Origin of the sequence: Paraburkholderia sp. 40, assembly GCF_050434105.1 — a bacterium.
GTDB lineage: Bacteria > Pseudomonadota > Gammaproteobacteria > Burkholderiales > Burkholderiaceae > Paraburkholderia > Paraburkholderia tuberum.
In genome coordinates this window covers 852580-872509 of record NZ_JBNPVY010000002.1, presented here as the reverse complement: position 1 = coordinate 872509, position 19930 = coordinate 852580, and the positions used below count along the sequence as shown (strand labels likewise).

Here is a 19930-nt window from a genome sequence, read left to right as displayed (position 1 = left end):
CCGCCAGAAACGGCAAAACCGCCCGAAAAGGCGGTTTGTTATTCGTGTGAAAAGAGCTTCAATATCTCATGCCGGTTCGCGTTTTGTCATCCGGCGCCAGCAGGTGTTGTAGCCGCGACACTGTCGCATCAATCCGAACCGATGAGGGTTTCTCGTTCCGAGCTACACTGGTTTGAATGAACTGAGCCAGGCTCGACACCCTGGCCATCGCTCGGGGAGAGCAGCCATGAATCGGCCACCGCTTCGGTTTCCGCTTCGCGTGACCAGCACCGTGCCCGTGCGGGGTTGGCGTTGGCTCAAATGGGGGCTTGCCGCGTTTTTGCTGCTCGCGGTGGCGCTGATTGCGCGGCTCGTGCAGATCGAGATCGAGACCTCGCGACTGCAGGCGCGGTACCTTTCCGAGCTGACCCGCGACGTCGCTTTTTCGGTCGACGACGGTCCCAGTCATTCCCTCCGCTTTCCGCAAGCCGACAAGGGCCCGTACGACGCGCGCCTCGGCTACGCGCTGTTGCCGGCTATCCAGCAGCGACTGTTGCAACATGGCTTCGAAATCAGCTCGCAGGCGCGCGATTCAGAACGCATGCTTTCGCTAGCCGATGATGGCCTGTTCCTGCCTTACGACGAAAAAGACACGGCCGGCCTGCAATTGTTCGACGGCACCGGCGTGCCGCTATACAGCGCTCAGTTTCCCGGTCGCGTGTACGACAGCTTCGGCGCGATTCCGCTGCTCGTGGTGAACTCGCTGCTGTTCATCGAAGACCGCTATCTGCTCGATCCGGATCAGCCGAACCGCAATCCGGCGATCGACTGGGGGCGCTTCAGCCGCGCGCTCGTCGACCAGGGCGCGCGCATGTTCAATCGTCATCAGCAGACGCCCGGCGGCAGCACGCTCGCGACGCAGATCGAGAAATTCCGTCACTCGGCGGGGGGCCGCACCGCGACGCCGCCAGAAAAGCTGCGGCAAATCGCGTCGGCGTCGGTGCGCGCTTATCTGAACGGACCGCAAACGCTGCCCGCGCGCGAACAGATCGTGGTCCATTATCTGAACTCGGTGCCGCTTGCCGCGCAGCCCGGCGTCGGCGAAATCAATGGTATCGGCGATGGGCTCGCCGCCTGGTATGGGCGCGATTTCCGCGAGACCAACCGGCTGCTGAAGTCGCCGTCGACCGATGCAAATCTGCCCGACCAGGGTCTGGCGTTTCGCGAAGTGCTGTCGCTGATGATCGCGCAGCGCGCGCCGTCGTTTTTCCTGCAGCGCGGCTATCCCGAGCTCGAACGGCTGACCGACAGCTATCTGCGGCTGCTCGCGAGTGGCGGCGTGATCACTGCGCAGTTGCGCGACGCGGCGCTGGCGGCGCAAGTCGAACTGCATCGCGCGCCGCGCAGCACACCGGATCTCGGTTCGTTCGTGTCGCGCAAGGCCGTCACGTCGATGCGCTCGCATCTGCTCGCCGCGCTCGGCGTGCGTAGTTTCTATGAACTGGACCGCCTCGACGTGCAGGCGACAGGCACGCTGAACAATGACGTGCAACAAGCCGTTGCCGAGCGCCTCGCCGCCGCCGCGACGAAAGACGGCGCGAAGGCCGCGGGTCTCGTCGGCTACGAAATGTTGCGCGGGTCCGACGATCCGTCGCAGATCGCCTACAGCTTCACGCTGTTCGAGCGGCAAGGCGACGCGAACCTCGTGCGCGTGCAGACCGATAGCGTGAACCAGCCGTTCGACATCAATTCAGGCGCGCGCCTGAACCTCGGCTCGACCGCGAAACTGCGCACCGTCATCACGTATCTGCAGATCGTCACCGATTTGCACACACGGTACGCATCGCTGAGCAATGTCGAGCTGAAGGCGATCACGCCCGATCCGAACGATCGGCTGACGCGCTGGGCGATCGACTATCTGCTGCACACGCGCGACCATTCGCTGCAGCCTATGCTCGACGCCGCCGTCGAGCGTAAATACTCGGCGAGCCCGGGCGAAACGTTCTTTACGGGCGGCGGCGCGCAGACCTTCGCGAACTTCGAGTCCGACGACAACAGCCGCATCCTGACCGTGCATCGCGCGTTCCAGCATTCGGTGAACCTCGTGTTCGTGCGACTGATGCGCGATATCGTGCACTATGAAATGGTGCAGACCACCGGGCCGTCGTCGCAATGGCTCGGCGATCCGGCGACCCGCAAGATGTACCTGACACGTTTCGCCGATCAGGAAAGCCGCGTGTACATGAAGCGTTTCTACACGAAGTACCACGGCAAGACGCCTGATCAGCAGATCACGCTATTGCTGCTCGGGGTGCGCAAGTCGCCCCCGAAAGTGGCGACCGCGTTGCGCAGCGTCGCGCCGGATCAATCGAACGCGTGGTTCAACAGGATGATGTACGCGGCGCTGAAGAACACGCCGGCGGCTTCGATGCTCGACGATGAAGATCTCGCGAATCTGTACGACAAGTACGGCATCAACCGCTTCAACCTGAACGACCGCGGCTATATTTCGAGTGTGCATCCGCTCGAACTATGGACGCTGAACTACCTGCGCTCGCATCCGGATGCGACGCTTGCGCAGATCGAAGCCGCGAGCCAGGACGTGCGCCTGTCGACTTACTCGTGGCTCTTCAAGACGCGCTATCACGTGACCCAGGATCACCGCATCAAGCGCATGGTCGAGCTGCGCGCCTTCGACGCGATCGGCAAATCCTGGCAGGCGCTCGGCTATCCGTTCGCGTCGCTGACGCCGTCGTATGCGGCGGCGATCGGCGCGTCGGGCGATCGTCCGGCGGCGCTCGCGCAACTGATCGGCGTGATCGCGAACGGCGGCAACAAGGTGCCGACCGAAACGCTGACGCAAATCGACTTCGCGAAAGATACGCCGTACGAAACGCATTTCAGGCGCGCGGTGGTCGCGCCGCAGCAGCAGGTGTCGCCGGAGATTGCCGGGGAGGTGCGGATGCTGTTGCGCGACGTCGTGACGGGTGGCACCGCGAGGCGACTCGCGCAAGGCATGACGTTCCCGAACGGCGAAACGCTCGAAGTCTATGGCAAGACCGGCACCGGCGATCAGCGCTTGAACGTGTACGCGAAGGGCGCGCGGTTGATCGAGTCGCGCAAGGTGAATCGCAGCGCGACCTTCGTGTTCGCGCTCGGCGACCGCTTCTACGGCACGTTGACCGCGTGGGTGCACGAGCCGTATGCCGCGCGTTACGACTTCACGAGTGCGCTGGCGGTGCAGTTGCTGAAGTCGATGGCACCGGCGTTGCAGCCGTTGCTCGATAAGCCGGTTCAGAAAACCGTGACGGCGGCGCCGGCGGGATCGACGCCTGCTGCGACGAAAGTTGCCGCGCAGTGAATCGCTCACCGCTCGTCATAACCCGTCTCCGACGCCGCCGGCTTCAGGAACAGCTCATGCACCGGCGCGAAATGCGCATATAGCGGCAGAATCGCTCCGCCCATCGCGCGGGCATCGGCGCCGATCGCGCCTTCGAGCAATTGCGGCCGCACCATCCCTTCCCATTCGAAACGATCGAGCACGCGCTCGGTCCGGCGAATGATCTCGCGCAGCAGTAGCCGGTCGAATTCGCCGTCGATCACGACGGCTTCGAGATCGAGCAACGCGGCAGCATTGGTTAGCGCGTTCGCGATCGCCGGGCACGCGCTGTCGAGCCATCGCTCGGTATGCCGCCACAACTCGGGCGACAACGCGCGATGATCATGCGCCGCGGCCGCCGGCGCGCCCGCATCGCTGAACAGTCGTTCGAGCACGAAGCCCGATGCCGCGTGCAGCAACTGCCGCGCGGGTTTGCGTGCGCCGCCTTCGTGCAGCGGGATCGAACCGACCGCGCCCGCGTTGTCGTGCGGACCGCCATGCAGACGTCCGTCGATCACGAGACCCCCGCCGATGAACGTGCCGACGAACAGATACAGGAAGTTGTGAATGCCGCGGCCCTGGCCCATCACGAGTTCGGCCGCGCACGCGGCCGTGGTGTCTTTGGCGAACTCGACGGGCAGGCCGGTTATCGTCGCGATGCGCGCGCGCAGATCGATTTCGTTCCAGGCGTCGAGCGCGTCGGGCGGCGCGCCGAGAAAGTCGCGCCAGCCGCCGAGCCACAACGGCGCCGCGACACCGACGCCGACCACCTTGCCCGCCTTCACGCCGAGCGTCTGGTTCACGCGCGCGAGTTTGTTTTCGAGCGCGGGGAACAGCGCGCGCGGATCGGGATACGCATACTCGAATACGTCGCGGCATACGATGCGCCCGGCGAAGTCCATCGCGAGCACGTCGAGACTGCGGCGTCCGACCTTGATACCGATCGTGTACGCGCCGTCCGCGCACAACGCGATCGGCACCGACGGCTGGCCGATCTTGCCGCGCACGCGCGCGTGCTTTTCGAGCAGGCCGTCGGCGATCAACCGGTCGACGATCATCGACACCGTCTGCATCGAAAGACGCGTGAGGCGGCCGACCTCGGCCTTCGGCAGTGGTCCATGCAAGCGGATCGTTTGCAGCACGATGCGCTCGTTGAATTGCCGCATGCCGACCTGATTCGAACCGACCGTGCGTTTGACCGGCGAACGCCTGCTGGTGCTGGGGGTGTCCATTGTCGTGTACCGGCCTCGTGGCTCAGCGGATTGAGTGGCGCGTCATGCGATCGCCTTCACGTCGGCTGTCTTCGCGCCGGTCATGATCGCGACCGCTTCCGACATGTGCACATCCTTCGTATTGACGAGCGCCGCGCGCCGGCCGAGCCGCTGGATATGGATGCGGTCCGCGATCTCGAACACGTGCGGCATGTTGTGGCTGATCAGAATTACCGGCAGGCCACGCTCGCGCACGCGCCGGATCAGTTCGAGCACCATGTTGCCTTCCTTCACGCCGAGCGCGGCGGTGGGCTCGTCCAGAATCACCACGTGGCGCGCGAATGCCGCGCTGCGCGCAACGGCGACGCCCTGGCGCTGGCCGCCGGACAGCGTTTCGACCGCCTGGCGCATCGAGCGGATGCCGATTTGCAGATCCTTCATGGCCGCGGTCGCTTCCTCGAGCATGCGGCGCTTGTCGATCATCTTGAACAACGAGCCGCGCCAGCCGGGCTTCAGCAATTCGCGGGCGAGAAACAGGTTTTCGGCGATGCTCATCGCCGGCGCGACGGCGAGTTCCTGGTACACGGTCTCGATACCTTGTGCGCGCGCATCGAGCGGACTGCGGAACTTGACCGGTTTGCCGTCGAGCAGAATCTCGCCTTCGTCGGGCACCGTCGCGCCAGAGAGTGCCTTGATCAGCGACGATTTGCCCGCGCCGTTGTCGCCGATCACCGCGAGGATCTCGCCGGGCAGCACTTCGAAATCGCAACCGTCGAGCGCGGTCACGTTGCCGTAACGTTTGACGAGCCCGCGTGCCTGCAGAACCGGCATCGCAGCGGACGTGGAAGAGGAGGTGGAGGTCAACATGACAAGGCTCCTGTGCGGGATCAACGGCCGCGGTGCGAGAGTTTATCGGCGGCGACCGCGAGAATCACGAGGATGCCGGTGATCAATACCTGGTACACCGAGGAAACACCGATCAGCGTCAGGCCGTTACGGAATACGCCGACAATCAGCGCTCCAAGCAAGGTGCCGACGATCGAGCCGCGTCCACCGAACAGACTCGTGCCGCCGAGCACGACCGCGGTGATGCTGTCGAGGTTCTCGGTTTGCCCGGCCTGCGGATCGCCGACACCGGTGCGCGCTACCGACAGCAGCGCGGCGATGCCGTAGATCGCGCCGGCAAGCGTGTAGACGGACAGCAGAATCCGCTGTGACGACAGGCCCATCAGTCGCGCGGCCTCGGCGTTGTTGCCGAGCGCGTACAGATGCCGGCCGGGCACCGTGTCGCGCAGCACGAACCACGTGGCCAGATACATCAGCAGCGTCAGCACGGTGCCGTACGTGACTTCCGCCGGTCCGAGCCTGAACGTGCTGCCGAGGAACATGATCGCATCGGGCAGGTTCGACACGCTTTCCGCGTTCGAGTAGATCTGCGTGAGCGCAAATGCGATGTTCAGCGTACCCAGCGTGACGATGAACGCCGGCAACTTGATGCGCGTGATCAACAGACCGTTCAGTAAGCCGAACAAGGTGCTGGCGCCGATGCCGCACAGAATCGCGAGGATCGGCGGCACGCCGAGCACGACCGCGAACTTCGTCATGATGATCGAGCCGAAGGCCATTACCATGCCGCAGGACAGATCGATGCCACCGGTCAGCACGATCAGTGTCTGGCCGATCGCGATGACCGCGACGACCATCGTCTGTTGCAGGATCAGCGACAGGTTCTGGAACGATAGAAAGCGGGTGCTCTGCGAGATAAAGAATGCGCAGGCCAGCACCAGCGCGATCAGCGGTCCGATTTCGGACAGCGACGGCAGGTGCTCGGTGAAAGACGGGCGCGGCCGGCCGGCGGGCGCGGAAGGGGTCGACATGATGGCAGTCCTCGGTACATGAGCGTGACATGAAGGTCACGCTGCAAATCAATTGGCGGCCCGGTGCGACGCGCAACGGGCCGCTGTGCAATGCGCGTTACTTGTTGCCCCAGCAGTTGTCGAGGCCGAACTTCGTGTCTTTGCTGTCGATGCCGGACATCGGCTTGTCGGTGATCAGCGTGACGCCGGTGTCCTGATAACCGGACACCTTCTTGCCGGTTTTCGCGTAGTCGACGCCGGCGGTGACGCCGAGCGCGGCCATCTTCAGCGGATACTGCTGCGAGGTCGCCGCGATCGCGCCGGCCTTCACGTTGCGCACGCCTTCGCAACCGCCGTCGATCGACACGATCATCACGCCCTTGTCCTTGCCCGCCGCCTTCAGCGCGCGATACGCGCCGGCCGCGGCCGGTTCGTTGATCGTGTAGACCACGTTGATGTCGGGCGCTTTCTGCAGGCAGTTTTCCATCGCCGTCTGGCCTTTCGCCTGATCGCCGCGGGTGTCCTGGCTGCAAACGATCGACGCATCGCCTTCCTTGACGCCGAAGCCTTCGAGGAAGCCGTTGTGACGCAGCACGCCGACCGACACGCCCGGCGCGAGATCGAGCGTGGCGATCTTCGCGGGCTTGCCGTTCAGCGCGGCCTTCGCATATTTGCCGATCAGCACGCCGGCCTTGAAGTTGTCGGTGGCGAACAGGGCGTCGGTTGCGTCCTGCGGATCGGTCGGCGTATCGAGGGCGACGACCATCACACCGGCCGCGCGCGCCTTCTTGATGCTCGGCACGATCGCCTTGGTGTCGCTCGGCGTGATCAGGATTGCTTTCGCGCCCGCCGTCATCATGTTTTCGATCGCGGTGACCTGACTCGCGTTGTCGCCGTCGAACTTGCCGGCGGCCGTGATCAGTTTCGCGCCGTCTTTCGACGCGGCCGCGTCCGCGCCCTGGCGCATCTTGACGAAGAACGGGTTCGTATCGGTCTTCGTGATCAGGCCGATGACGGGCTGGTCGGCGGCCTGACTCGCGCTTGCGCACCACAGCGCCGCTGCCGCGGCGCACATCGACGCGATTGTCCTGGCGACAGGACGCCTGTGGAAATTCAGATTCATGAGACGCTCCTCCGGTTATTGGCAACGACGTATGGGACTGCAGATAGATCGAAACTGCGAAGCTGCGGGCTTGACGTTTGGCGATGACGCTTCGATGCAATGTGGTCCGAAGGAAATCGCCTAAATCACTTTGGTTGATTTAGTACAGCAGGCGCGCGACTGCTCGTCAAGGAAATGTGAACGCGGAAAATCGCCGCGCCGCGAACCGCGTGCAGGCTGAGAGCATTGTGTGGTAACGCTTTGGCGCTATGCTGCAGTGCGAAGCGGCGCTTCTCGGCTTGGGGAAAGTCCTGGCCCGTTTGAAAGCGGGTTGAAATGTCAACGATGGTTTTTCAACGCAATTCGCGGTGCGTAGCGCGCTTTTTCAGTGGGCGCTAAATGTTTGCGAGAGGTTGCGGCGGAACAGCGCTTGCTCGCGTCGACAGAATGCGAACCTTTCGGAGAGACCCATGCCTTCGCACTGGTGGCAGCGACGACTCGGCTCCCGCGCATCGCTGATCGCCGCCGCCCTCGTGATCGGCGTTCTGTACGCGGGCAGCACGATGGTCACGCCGCTTTATCCGCTCTATCAACGCCGGTTCGGCTTGTCCGATCTGACGATCACGCTCGTGTACGCGACCTACGTGATCGGCAATCTCGGCGCTTTGTTTCTATTCGGTCGCGTGTCCGACCAGGCCGGGCGCCGATCGGTCAGTCTGCTCGTGCTCGCAGCCGCGATCGCGAGCACGATGTGTTTTCTGTTCGCCACGCATGCGACGTGGCTTTTCGTCGCCCGGGCGGCGAGCGGCCTTGCAATCGGCGTCGGTGCCGCGACGGCGACCGCGTGGATCGCGGAATTGCACGCCGGCGCCGACAAGGCGCCCGCCAGCCGTCTCGCCGCGGCGGTCAATCTGGCTGGGCTCGGAGTGGGACCGCTGCTGACTGGTCTGCTCGCGGAATTCGCGCCCTGGCCATTGCGCACGGTGTTCGTCGTTTATCTGTTGACGCTTCTGGTCACCGCGGCGTTGGCGGCGCTCGCATGCGAAACGGTCCAGGCGCGCGTCCGGACGTTTGCACAGGTGTCGTTCGCGCCACGCATCGGCGTGCCCGCGCAATTGCGCGTGGCATTCGTCGTGCCTGCCGTCACCGCATTCGCGACCTTCGCGCTGCTCGGCTTTTTCGCGGCGCTGTTGCCCAATCTGATCGCGAACAGCATGCATCTGCACAGCCCCGCGCTGAGCGGGGCGCTCGTCGCCGAACTGTTCGCCGCGAGCACGATCACCGTGATGGTCACGTCGAAACTCGCCGCCCGCACCGCGATGCTCGCCGGACTGTGGCTGTTGCCGCCGAGTCTCGCGTTGCTGCTGTGGGCGCAGGTTGCCGCGTCGATCGTAGTGCTGAGTGCGGCGACGGCGCTGTGCGGCATCGCAGCCGCGCTCGGGTTTCGCGGCAGTTTGCAGGAGATCAACCGGATCGCGCCCGCGGACCAACGCGCCGAATTGCTATCGGCGTATCTGCTCTGCTGTTACACCGGCAACTCGTTGCCGGCGGTCGGCATAGCGCTGCTGTCGACCCGGGTCGGACATTTGTGGGCGAACGTCGCATTCGCGACGGTTTCCGCGGTATTGGCCTGCATTGCGTTGGCGGTCGGTGCGCGCCGGCCTCGTCACGCGAGTTGACGCGCGGCAAGCTGGCCGAGCCTGGTCCAACTGCTACGAACTGCAACGTTGCGGCGCGGCTGTAACCGCCACATCAACGCGAACGCGGTGCGGCCGTCGATGCGCGCACGACCAGTTTCGGCTCGGACGAAATCCGCATCGGCACGGGCGCCGGTATCTCCCGCTCGACGCGTCCCGGCTGTCCGTACGAAGTCTCGATCAGTTCGCGCAGCAGTTCCACTGCAAGTCCGGCGACCTCGACCGTCGGCACCGCCACCGTCGTCAGTGCGGGGCGCGATTCGCGCGCGAGCTGGATGTCGGTGATGCCGATCACGGACAGATCGTCCGGCACGCGCAGGCCGAGATCCGCGGCCGCGTGCATCGCGCCGAGCGCAGGCAAATCGTTGGTCGCGAAGATCGCGCTTAGTTGCGGATCGGCTTCAAGCAGCGCGCGGGCCGCCAGGTAGCCGCCGTGGATCGTATCGACCGCGTGCCGCACGCGATTTCTCGTCACACCGGCCGCGCACAACGCGTCGACGAAACCTTCGAAGCGCGCCGCGTGAATGCCCGACGCCTTGCTGCCGACGATCGCACCAAAGCGCCGATGCCCGAGCTCGAGCAGATGCTCGCCGGCCAGTCGGCCGGCCAGCCGGAAATCGACCGCGACGCACGGCAGCCCGGGCGGCTCGGTGGGCCGCTCCCACATGCACAGCACGACCGGCGTGCCGCGCGCTTCGGTCTTGTGCAGATCGGCGAAATCGAGGTTCGCGTTGGTCACGAGCACGCCTTCGGACAAGGTGCCGGCGATCTGGTCGAGATACGCGCGGCCGCTTAGCGGATCGTCGTTGGTATTGCAGATGATCACGAAGTGGCCGCTCGTACGCGCAGCGCGTTCGACCGCAAGCGCGAACTCCGGATAGAACGGATTCGCGATGCTCGACACCATCAGCGCGAGCGTCGGCGCACGGCCCTCGGCGAGCGCGCGCGCGGCGAGATGCGGGCGATAGCCGAGCGCCGCGACTGCCTCGAGCACACGTTGCCGGGTCGTTTCACCAACGCGGCCGCGATTGCGCAGCACGTTGGACACCGTCGCTGGTGTGACGCCGGCATGACGCGCGACTTCGCTGAGCGTGGGCATGATATGGTCAGTATTTGGGATGGCTGTCCGACATTTGCGTCGCGGCGCGAGGCGCGGCAACATCTGTCATCGAACCAACGTACAAAACGATATCGGAGACAGACCAACGATCGCCTTGCGATCGATTTTTCGGTCATGCTGATTAAGCGCTTAATCTCCGACTTCGCACCGATTAAATCACGGAGTCGATGCAATGGCGAGCATTTCGTTACGAGGAGTGCAGAAGGCGTATGGCGACGGTGCGCCGGTGATTCGCAACGTCGATCTGAACATCGGCGAAAACGAGTTCTGCGTGTTTCTCGGCCCGTCGGGTTGCGGCAAGTCAACGCTGTTGCGCATGATCGCCGGGCTCGAGGATTTGACCGACGGCGACCTGTCGATCGGCGGGAAGATCGTCAACGACGTGCCGGCCGCGCAGCGTGGCGTAGCGATGGTGTTCCAGAGCTATGCGCTGTTTCCGCACATGAGCGTGTTCGAGAACATGGCGTTCGGCCTGAAACTCGCGAAGACCCCGAAGGATGAAATCGAGCGCAAGGTGCGTGAAGCCGCGCGCATCCTGCAACTCGAGGCACTGCTCGAGCGCAAGCCGAAGGCGCTGTCGGGGGGGCAGCGGCAGCGCGTCGCGATCGGCCGCGCGATCGTTCGCGAGCCCGGCGTGTTTCTGTTCGACGAACCGCTGTCCAATCTCGATGCAACCTTGCGCGGACAAACGCGCGTCGAAATCGCGCGTCTGCATAAGCAGTTTGCGAAGGCGAGCGTGGTCTACGTGACGCACGATCAGATCGAAGCGATGACGCTCGCCGACAAGATCGTGCTGCTGCATTCGGGCAAGGACACCGAGCGTTACGGCAGCATCGCGCAAATCGGCGCGCCGCTCGAGCTGTATCACCGTCCGAAAAGCCGCTTCGTGGCCGGCTTTATCGGCTCGCCGCGAATGAATTTCCTGCCGGGCAAGGTGGCGTCACTCGATGCGCAGGGCGTGCTCGTCACGCTCGATCACACCGGCGAGAACGTGCGTGTGCCGGTCAGCAGCGCCGGACTGCAGCCAGCGCAGCCGGTCACACTCGGCGTGCGTCCCGAGCATCTCGAGTTCGTCGATGCATCGGCCACGACGAATGCGGGCGTGTCGCAAGACGGCGCGCTCGCGCGCACCGTATCGCTCGTCGAGCAGCTTGGCGAACACAGCTACGTGCACCTCGATCAACCCGGCGGCGCCGTTCTGATCGCCAAGGCGCCCGGCAACACGCGCCTCGCTCCAGGCGATCGCGCGAGCCTGCGGGTGCCGCACACGGCCTGTCATCTGTTTACCGAGGACGGTTTCGCGGCCGCGTCGCTCGAATCCGTCGAACACTACGCTTGAAAAACATTGGGGACATAGGGATGCGTCTTGGAGTCTGTTATTACCCGGAGCACTGGCCCGAGTCGATGTGGGACGACGACGCGCGCCGGATGAAAGCGCTCGGCATCGAGCAGGTGCGGATTGCGGAATTCGCCTGGAGCCGGATCGAGCCGACTCCCGGCGAATACGACTGGGGCTGGCTCGATCGCGCCGTCGACGTGCTCGGCGCGGCTGGCCTGAAGGTCGTCATGTGTACGCCGACCGCGACGCCGCCGAAGTGGCTGATCGATCGTCATCCCGAGATCCTGCCGGTCGGCACCGATGGACGTCCGCGCGCGTTCGGCTCGCGGCGTCATTACGACTTCTCGTCGCCCGCGTATTTCGAGGCTTCGCGTCGTATTTGCACGGCGGTGGCGGAGCGTTACGGCAAGCATCCGGCGGTCGCTTTCTGGCAGACCGATAACGAATTTGGCTGTCATTACACGGTGGTCAGCTATTCGCCGGCCGCGGTCGCGCGCTTTCGCGAGTGGCTGAAGGCGCGTTATCATACGATCCAGGCGTTGAACGAGACGTGGGGCACGGTGTTCTGGAGCATGGAGTACCGCGGCTTCGAAGAAATCGACGCGCCGGTCGGCAGCGTGACCGAGGCGCATCCTTCGCATCGTCTCGACTACCGGCGCTTCGCATCCGACGAAGTGGCGCGCTACAACCGCATGCAGGTCGAGATCATTCGCGCGCATTCGCCGGGGCGGCCGGTCGCGCACAACTTCATGCAGCTCTTCACCGAGTTCGATCACTACAAGGTCGCGGCCGATCTCGACGTCGCAACGTGGGACAGCTATCCGCTCGGCGCGCTAGAAGAGCAGTGGTTCGCGCCGGACATCAAGGCGCGCTGGTTGCGCACTGGTCATCCGGACTTCGCATCGTTCAATCACGACGTGTATCGCGGCATGTCGAAGCTGCCGTTCTGGGTGATGGAGCAGCAGCCGGGACCGGTGAACTGGGCGCAGTGGAATCCGGCGCCGCTGCCGGGCATGGTGCGGCTGTGGAGCTGGGAAGCGTTCGCCCACGGCGCGGGCTGCGTGTCGTATTTCCGCTGGCGTCAGGCGCCGTTCGCGCAGGAGCAGATGCATGCGGGCCTCAATACGCCCGACAACCGGCTCGACGTCGGCGGCAATGAAGCATCGCGGGTGGCGTCCGAAATTCACGCGGTGCTCGCCGCGAGTGCCGACGCGAATGCGTCGATCCGCTCGAAAGTCGCGCTCGTCTACGACTATGAAGCGAAGTGGTTGTTCGAGATTCATCCGCAGGGCGCGGACTTTCACTATCCGCGGTTCGCATTCGAGTACTACTCGGCTTTGCGCGCGCTTGGACTCGACGTCGATGTCGTGCCGGCCGATGCATCGTTCGATGGTTATAGCCTCGTCGTCGTACCGCCGCTGCCGGTCGTGCCCGACGATTTCGCCGAACGTCTCGCGCGCTCGGGCGCGCAGGTCGTGCTCGGTCCACGCACCGGATCGAAGACGCGCGAGCTGCGGATTCCGGCGAATCTGCCGCCTGGAGCATTGACGTCGGTGCTGCAGCTGCGCGTGTGGCGCGTGGAATCGATGCGGCCGAACGTGACCGAAGCGGTGGTGCTCGAACAGCAGGGCGGTGCCGCCGAGGGCTTCGCGCGACACTGGCGCGATTTCATCGACAGCGATGCATCGTCTTCATTCGACGTGCGCGCGCGTTTCGCGGACGGTCATCCCGCGTACGTGCGAAGCGGCGGGTTCCACTACCTCGCGAGCCTGTTCGACGACGCCTTGACCGTGCGCCTGTTCGCGCTGATCGCGCAGGAAGCGGGCCTCGAAACGCAGGCACTCGGCGAAAACGTGCGCATCAGCCGTCGCGGCGGACTGACGTATGTGTTCAACTATGGCGATCGCACCCACACGCTCGACGACATTTCCGACGACGCATTCGTGATCGGCTCCCGGGAGGTGGCGCCGCAAGGGGTAGCGGTCTACCGCTCGCAATAGAAGTCTGGCCTTGGCAATTCCACGCGGTCATTCGATATAGAAGCGACAACGACGTAAAAACCATGGAATGAAGGAGACAGTCAGGATGAAACTGAAACCACGCAAGATTCTGTTGGCGCTCGCGCTGGCCGCGGTTGCCGCGGGGACCTCGGTCGTCGGCACCGCGCAGGCGGGCACGCTCGCGCTGAACATCGCGTACAAGGGCGCGGGCCAGCGCGCGGTTTGGCAGCAGGTGGTCGACGAGTTCAAGAAGGCGCATCCCGGTGTCGACGTGAAGGTATCGTTCATCGATGAGGAAGCCTACAAGGTTCAGTTGCCGGGTTGGCTTTCAACTGTCGCGCCAGATATCGTCAACTGGCACGACGGCGAGCGTATGGCGTATTACGCGCAGCGTGGCCTGTTCGAGGATCTGACCGGCGACTGGCAGAAGAACGGCTGGAACGACATGTATGCGTCGACGAAGGAAGCATCGTCGTACAAGGGCAAGCAGTATGCCGCGCCGACCGTGTACTACTCGTGGGGGATGTTCTATCGCAAGGACCTGTTCGAGAAGGCCGGCATCAAGGGCGAGCCGAAAACGTGGAACGAGTTTCTCGACGCCGCGAAAAAGCTGAAGGCCGCCGGCATTGCGCCGATCGCGGTGGCGGGCCGCGATGCCTGGACGCTGGCCGGCTGGTTCGATTATCTCGATCTGCGCCTGAACGGCAATGCGTTTCACCAGAAGCTGATGGCCGGCGAAATTCCGTACACCGATCCGCGCGTGAAGAAGGTCTATACGACGTGGAAGCAACTGATCGACGACGGCTACTTCATCAACAATTCACTGTCCTACGATCTCGATGCGGTGCAGCCGTTCCTGTTCCAGGGCAAGGCTGCCATGATGCTGATGGGGACGTTCATTGCGGCGGGTTTCCCGGACAACGTGAAGCCGCAAATGGGGTACTTCCAGTTCCCGATCATCGACTCCAAGGTGCCGACCGCCGAGGACGGGCCGGTCGAATCGCTGCATATTCCGTCAAAAGCGAAGAACAAGTCCGATGCGCACACGTTCCTTGCGTTCGTCGAGACGCCAGAGATCGGTGCGCAACTCGCAAAGGGACTCGGCTCGTTGTCGGCGAACAGCAAATCGCCGGAACCTGAAGATCCGATTTCGAAGATCGGCTTCCAGATCCTGTCGAACACGAAGGGCGGCATTGCGCAGTTCTACGATCGCGACATGACGAAGGAAATGGCCGACGAAGGGATGAAGGGGATGCAGCAGTTCGTCTCCGATCCGTCGAAACTGGACGACATCCTCGCGCAGCTCGAGCAGACGCGTCAGCGTATCTACAAGAAGTGAGCGGCGGCGGCCGCAAGGCCGCTGTCCGATGCATCGGATTGGATCGGGAGGTTGATCGTGTCGCATTCCGTCAGCCGTCATAGCGTCGACGGTCCTGTTGAACCCGGCGGCCCGGGCTTGCCGGCGTCGAGCGGTGCGCTGAGCGGCGCGTCCGTCGCGTCGCGCCGGCGCGGCCCCACGCCGACCGCACGGCGGCAGCGGCGCGCCGCGTTCCTGTTTCTCGCGCCGGCCTGCTTCATGGTGGCCGTGTACGTGGTGTGGCCGATCCTCTCGACGATCCGTCTGAGCTTCTTCAACTGGGATGGGATGACCGAGCCGACCTTCATTGGCCTCGCGAACTATATCGAGCTGGTCCATACGCCCACGTTCTATACGGCGCTCAAGAACAACCTGATCTGGCTCGTGCTGTTTTTGCTCGCACCGCCGATGGGCCTCGCCGTCGCGCTGTATCTGAATCAGGCGGTGGCGGGCATCCGTATCGTCAAGTCGCTGTTTTTCGCGCCATTCGTGTTGTCGGGCGTCGTGGTCGGGCTGATCTTTTCATGGTTCTACGATCCGACCTTCGGCCTGCTCGCGATGATGCTCGGCCACGGCGTGCCGGTACTCGGCGATCCGCGCTATGCGACGTTCGGCATCGTGTTCGCGGCGCTGTGGCCGCAAACCGCGTACTGCATGATTCTTTATCTGACCGGCTTGACCACGTTGAACGCCGAGCAGATCGAAGCTGCGCGAATGGAAGGCGCGCAGGGCTGGTCGATGCTCTGGCATGTAATCCTGCCGCAGTTGCGGCCTACGACGTTTATGGCGATCGTCGTGACGATCATCGGCGCGCTGCGCAGCTTCGATCTGATTTCGGTAATGACGGGCGGCGGTCCGTTCGAAAGCTCGACGGTGCTCGCCTATTTCATGTACGACCAGGCGATCAAGTACTACCGAATCGGCTATTCGGCGGCGATCGCGGTGGTGCTATTCGGCATCATGCTCGTGTACATCGTCTATCACTTGCGGCGAATGCTGCGCGCCGAGCAATGAGGAGCCGCTGATGTTTCCGATTCCGATCGACAAATGGAAGCCGGCCACGCGCCGCGCATACAAACTGACGTTGCCGATTGCACTCGTGATCTGGCTGTTGCCGATGATCGCGGTGCTGGTCACGTCCGTGCGTTCGACCGAAGAACTGAGCGAGGGCAACTACTGGGGATGGCCGAAGCACTTCGCGATGTTCGATAACTATCGCGAGGCATTGACGACGTCGCCGATGCTGCATTACTTCTGGAATAGCGTGCTGATTACGGTTCCTTCCGTAGTGGGCTCGATCGCACTCGCGGCGATGGCGGGCTTTGCTCTGGCGATCTATCGCTTTCGCGGCAATTCGACGTTGTTCGCGACGTTCGTCGCGGGCAACTTCGTGCCGATTCAGGTGTTGATGATTCCGGTGCGGGATCTGTCGTTGCAACTCGGGCTGTTCAATACCGTGAGCGCGCTGATTCTGTTTCATGTGTCGTTCCAGACCGGCTTTTGCGCGCTGTTTCTGCGCAACTTCATCAAGCAGCTGCCATTCGAGCTGGTCGAGGCGGCGCGCATCGAAGGGGCGAACGAGTGGACCGTGTTCTTCAGGATCGTGCTGCCGCTGATTCGTCCCGCGCTCGCGGCGTTGGCGATCCTCGTGTTCACGTTCGTGTGGAACGACTATTTCTGGGCCTTGTGTCTGACGCAAGGCGATGACGCCGCGCCGATCACGGTCGGCGTGGCTGCGCTGAAAGGGCAGTGGACGACCGCGTGGAATCTGGTTTCGGCGGGATCGATTCTGGCGGCGCTGCCGTCGGTCATGATGTTCTTTGCGATGCAGAAGCATTTCGTCGCGGGCCTGACGTTTGGCGCGACGAAGGGGTGATGCTGTTCACGCGTGGCGCTGCCGCGTAGAGAAGGGTTGCCCGCGGAAGCGGGCTTTTTTTCGGCGTGGCGAACTGCTGCTCGCACGCTGACTTCTCGATCAACGCTTTTCAGCTGACGCCGGGTTGACCCGCTGCATAACGGTATTCAGCGCCGCGCGCGCACTATCGAGAGGCCGCTTGCCTTCGCCGACTTCGCTCGCGAGGTTCAACTTCTGCTACCGGTATGGCTGCTACCCGTATCAACCATCGAACGAGGCCTTCCTCCCTGAAAACAGGAAGGAAGGCGCTTGCCGCTATCAGGCCGGATCGGCGTACTTCAGCGTCCACGTCAGCGTGCGGCTGGCGCCGCCAGTCAACGCGAACGGGTTGGTCGTACAGGCGAAGTTGGAGTGCAACTGTCCAATCGGCGTGGTCGACAGCGGGTTCGTCGCACCGTTCACCGTATCGAACTGCGACAGCGCGCAACTATCGAAACCCATGGCGGCGTAGTTCGTGGCGGGGCTATTCGTGTAGCTGACCGAGTAGCCGTCGCTATTCGCCGTCGTGTTCTGGAAGTCCGCGAACGACGTGTAGTCCGTTTCCACCGCGAGATTGCCCGTCAACGTGCCCGAGCTCAGCGTATCGGTGCGGGTGATCGAGCCCTTGGCGAACGTCATCACGGTGTGCACCTGCAGATCGAGATCCGTCGTGTACAACGCGTTCTTGGCCGCTTGCCTGAACTTCGCGGTGTCGAACGTGACGACCACCTGACCATTGGTTTCCTGCAAGTTCAGATTTTTGTAGTACGTGACCGGGATATAGGTTTTGCCGTTGTACGTAACCTGCGGAATCATCAGCGCATAGCCGAGGTCAGTCGTGCCATACGCGAGATTGTCCGAGAACGGCGCCGGATAGTACGGCGTGTACGAGTTGTAGTCGGGCGCCTGGCTCAGGTTCAGGTTGATCACGCGCTTGCCGTCGCGCACCGTGATCAGCGCGGCGCTATACGGATGCGCGGTATCGCTCGGCTGGTTGTACCAGGTCAGCTTGTAGTGCGGGAACGCGTCGAGGTAAGACTGCATGTCGGTGTCGGACAGCGGCGCCTTGCCGTTGAAGCCGAGCTTGTCCCACCACGCGTTCACGTACATGTACTGATGCAGCAGGCTGAAGTTTTCGCCCATCACGCGCGGCTTGCCGCGATACGAGTCGGTGCCGCGGCCCTTGACCCACATGTTGACGGACGGCGTCGGCAGCGTCGGGTCGTACCAGAAGTTGCTGAAGCGCAGAGCCGACTTGTAGATGTACGTATAGGCGACCTTCGTTTCCTGATCGGTCAGGACGCCGGCATTGGCCGCCGCGGTCAGCACTTCCATGAATGCCGAGTCGCCGTATGGGCCGATCGAGCGGCCATAGTTGAAGCCTTGGCCATGGGTATTGAGCTGCGGAAGAATCAGGTCGACCGATTTGCGCAGATACGACTTCAGTTCCGGCGTCAGGTTCGCCTGATTGCCCATTTCCAGCGTGCGCTCGGTCACTTCGCCGATCAGCAGCGTGCTGTATCGGTCGTAGCGCGCCTGGTCGTAATAGGTCGTGTGGGTGTTCGCCGCTTCGTCGGAGAAGCCGCCCGTCGAATCGTTGCGGATGTGCTTCGTCAGCGTGTACAGCAGCGCGTCGCGCGCGTTCATCGTGGCCACGGTCGCGTCGGTGGACGACGAGAACGTCGGATTGCTCCAGCCGAGCTTCTGCCTCAGCCCCGCGATGCCATACGACACCGCGTAGTAGTTCTGCGCGGTATTGAGCGACGCGACGTCGATCGGCGTGCCGGCGGCGGGGCAGGTGTCGGTCTTGCCGCTCGCATCCGCGCCGAACATGTCGCAGAAGGTCAGGCGTGCCTGCAGCGTCTTCAGCATCGCGTCGCTGAACACTTCGTTGAGCATGCCGTGCGACTGCAAATTGTTGAGCGCGACGAGATAGTAGTACTCGCCCCAGGACGTATTCGCGTACGTGTAATTGGAGCCGGTCATCTGCGTCATCATCGCGGTCGTGATCTTCTGGTACGTCGCCAGATAATCGGCGTAGGCCGGATCGCCTTTCGTTTTCATGTCGATCAGGATCCACGACAAACCAAGCGCGAGCTTGCCGGGCAGGAATTTGTCGCCGGTGTTCGTATCGAGCACGTGGACCGGGCTGCCGTCGCCGAGATCCATCACCACCTGGGTGAAATCGGACGATTTTCTGATCAGATCGAACAGCGCTCGCATTTGCCCCATCATCGTGATCGGAACGCCCGCGCCGGTCGGCAAGCTGGTATCGGCCGCGCCGTAGACGATTCCGTGCAGCGAAATCGCGCCGTTTTTCGACGGATCGGGCGTGGGAGCCGGCGAGCTCGTGGACGGATTGCCGGCGGAAGAGGATGAAGCGTCATTCACACCGCCGCCGCAGGCGGTGAATAAAAGCGCGGTGGCAGCGCTGAGGGTAAAGGCAAGCGTGGTTTTCTTCGGGGAAAGCATTTCGTCTCCAGATTTTAATTGATTGAATGTCTGATTAATTTTTTCAATATTGGATGATTATTTTTTGTGGCTCCTTTTCAAGAATTGGTGATTTCAAATAATCTGGCGGTCCGCCAGAAATAACGCCTCATGATTAAAACATCAGTCATCATATAACATAGATTGATGAGCACAGAGGCGCCTTACGCCGAGGAATGAATCATCCTCGTTGCTAGTCTTGCGATGGGCCATTTTCCTTATGCTGCCTGGCTGTCTTCCCAATCAAACGTCGCTGTGTTGCAGCATGGCGATTCCGGGCGCCGCTGGATTGCGTTACATAAATATTCTGTAAGTCATAGGAGATCATATGTCAAGGCTGTTTGCAAGAGGTCTAAAACGCGACCAGACTGTGATCTCGTTACTTGGGGCGGGGAATGGTTCGATTTTTCTCTGATTGATCTGCCTTTCCAGGTTTCGATTTTGAGGCTGATTTTATGTGTGATCCACATTGATTATCGATTTGGTTAATTTTGTCAAAGTTGGTT

13 protein-coding genes are annotated in these 19930 nt (G+C 62.8%); 7 read left to right on the top strand and 6 right to left on the bottom strand.

The window, feature by feature from the left end:
• The first annotated feature begins 226 nt into the window (after positions 1–226).
• Positions 227–3340, top strand: coding sequence for a transglycosylase domain-containing protein (locus OKW28_RS05185; protein ID WP_429444063.1), 3114 nt, complete (start codon positions 227–229; stop codon positions 3338–3340).
• Between the two features lie 5 nt (positions 3341–3345).
• Here the strand turns inward: OKW28_RS05185 and OKW28_RS05180 are convergent, their stop codons facing one another.
• The 4 genes from OKW28_RS05180 to OKW28_RS05165 form a co-directional block, all read right to left on the bottom strand.
• On the bottom strand, positions 3346–4590 hold the full coding sequence (locus OKW28_RS05180; RefSeq protein ID WP_429444062.1) for an ROK family transcriptional regulator: 1245 nt from the start codon (positions 4588–4590) through the stop codon (positions 3346–3348).
• Positions 4591–4632: 42 nt separating this feature from the next.
• Positions 4633–5436: an ATP-binding cassette domain-containing protein gene (locus OKW28_RS05175; protein WP_429444061.1), complete on the bottom strand. Its 804-nt coding sequence runs from the start codon at positions 5434–5436 to the stop codon at positions 4633–4635.
• A 20-nt stretch (positions 5437–5456) separates the two neighbouring features.
• Complete coding sequence (locus OKW28_RS05170) at positions 5457–6446, bottom strand: ABC transporter permease (RefSeq protein WP_429444060.1); 990 nt, start codon at positions 6444–6446, stop codon at positions 5457–5459.
• Positions 6447–6543: 97 nt separating this feature from the next.
• Positions 6544–7548, bottom strand: coding sequence for a sugar ABC transporter substrate-binding protein (locus OKW28_RS05165; RefSeq protein ID WP_429444059.1), 1005 nt, complete (start codon positions 7546–7548; stop codon positions 6544–6546).
• Between the two features lie 449 nt (positions 7549–7997).
• On the opposite strand from OKW28_RS05165, the gene OKW28_RS05160 reads away from it, so the two are divergent.
• A complete protein-coding gene (locus OKW28_RS05160; protein WP_429444058.1) occupies positions 7998–9206 on the top strand; it encodes an MFS transporter in 1209 nt (402 codons plus the stop codon).
• Positions 9207–9279: 73 nt separating this feature from the next.
• On the opposite strand, the gene OKW28_RS05155 is transcribed toward OKW28_RS05160, so the two are convergent.
• Positions 9280–10323, bottom strand: a complete 1044-nt coding sequence (locus tag OKW28_RS05155) for a LacI family DNA-binding transcriptional regulator (RefSeq protein ID WP_429444057.1) — start codon at positions 10321–10323, stop codon at positions 9280–9282.
• Between the two features lie 193 nt (positions 10324–10516).
• Here OKW28_RS05155 and OKW28_RS05150 point away from each other — a divergent pair, with 193 nt between their 5' ends.
• From OKW28_RS05150 to OKW28_RS05130, 5 genes are all read left to right on the top strand, one after another.
• Positions 10517–11683, top strand: coding sequence for an ABC transporter ATP-binding protein (locus OKW28_RS05150; protein ID WP_429444056.1), 1167 nt, complete (start codon positions 10517–10519; stop codon positions 11681–11683).
• 20 nt (positions 11684–11703) lie between these two features.
• Positions 11704–13683: a beta-galactosidase gene (locus OKW28_RS05145; RefSeq protein ID WP_429446854.1), complete on the top strand. Its 1980-nt coding sequence runs from the start codon at positions 11704–11706 to the stop codon at positions 13681–13683.
• Between the two features lie 85 nt (positions 13684–13768).
• Positions 13769–15022 carry an ABC transporter substrate-binding protein gene (locus OKW28_RS05140; RefSeq protein ID WP_429444055.1) on the top strand — a complete coding sequence of 418 codons (1254 nt, stop codon included), beginning with the start codon at positions 13769–13771 and terminating at the stop codon, positions 15020–15022.
• A 57-nt stretch (positions 15023–15079) separates the two neighbouring features.
• A complete protein-coding gene (locus tag OKW28_RS05135; RefSeq protein ID WP_429444054.1) occupies positions 15080–16054 on the top strand; it encodes a carbohydrate ABC transporter permease in 975 nt (324 codons plus the stop codon).
• Between the two features lie 10 nt (positions 16055–16064).
• A complete protein-coding gene (locus OKW28_RS05130; RefSeq protein WP_018423397.1) occupies positions 16065–16916 on the top strand; it encodes a carbohydrate ABC transporter permease in 852 nt (283 codons plus the stop codon).
• 297 nt (positions 16917–17213) lie between these two features.
• Here OKW28_RS05130 and OKW28_RS05125 read toward each other — a convergent pair whose 3' ends face one another.
• Positions 17214–19406: a hypothetical protein gene (locus OKW28_RS05125; RefSeq protein ID WP_429444053.1), complete on the bottom strand. Its 2193-nt coding sequence runs from the start codon at positions 19404–19406 to the stop codon at positions 17214–17216.
• Between the last annotated feature and the right edge of the window lie 524 nt (positions 19407–19930).

Bases quoted from the DNA above. Each gene is read 5' to 3' on its own strand.
- OKW28_RS05175 (WP_429444061.1), bottom strand. From the start codon at position 5,436: ATGTTGACCTCCACCTCCTCTTCCACGTCCGCTGCGATGCCGGTTCTG.
- OKW28_RS05155 (WP_429444057.1), bottom strand. From the start codon at position 10,323: ATGCCCACGCTCAGCGAAGTCGCGCGTCATGCCGGCGTCACACCAGCG.
- OKW28_RS05165 (WP_429444059.1), bottom strand. From the start codon at position 7,548: ATGAATCTGAATTTCCACAGGCGTCCTGTCGCCAGGACAATCGCGTCG.
- OKW28_RS05130 (WP_018423397.1), top strand. From the start codon at position 16,065: ATGTTTCCGATTCCGATCGACAAATGGAAGCCGGCCACGCGCCGCGCA.
- OKW28_RS05185 (WP_429444063.1), top strand. From the start codon at position 227: ATGAATCGGCCACCGCTTCGGTTTCCGCTTCGCGTGACCAGCACCGTG.
- OKW28_RS05170 (WP_429444060.1), bottom strand. From the start codon at position 6,446: ATGTCGACCCCTTCCGCGCCCGCCGGCCGGCCGCGCCCGTCTTTCACC.
- OKW28_RS05150 (WP_429444056.1), top strand. From the start codon at position 10,517: ATGGCGAGCATTTCGTTACGAGGAGTGCAGAAGGCGTATGGCGACGGT.
- OKW28_RS05160 (WP_429444058.1), top strand. From the start codon at position 7,998: ATGCCTTCGCACTGGTGGCAGCGACGACTCGGCTCCCGCGCATCGCTG.
- OKW28_RS05140 (WP_429444055.1), top strand. From the start codon at position 13,769: ATGAAACTGAAACCACGCAAGATTCTGTTGGCGCTCGCGCTGGCCGCG.
- OKW28_RS05180 (WP_429444062.1), bottom strand. From the start codon at position 4,590: ATGGACACCCCCAGCACCAGCAGGCGTTCGCCGGTCAAACGCACGGTC.
- OKW28_RS05145 (WP_429446854.1), top strand. From the start codon at position 11,704: ATGCGTCTTGGAGTCTGTTATTACCCGGAGCACTGGCCCGAGTCGATG.
- OKW28_RS05125 (WP_429444053.1), bottom strand. From the start codon at position 19,406: ATGCTTTCCCCGAAGAAAACCACGCTTGCCTTTACCCTCAGCGCTGCC.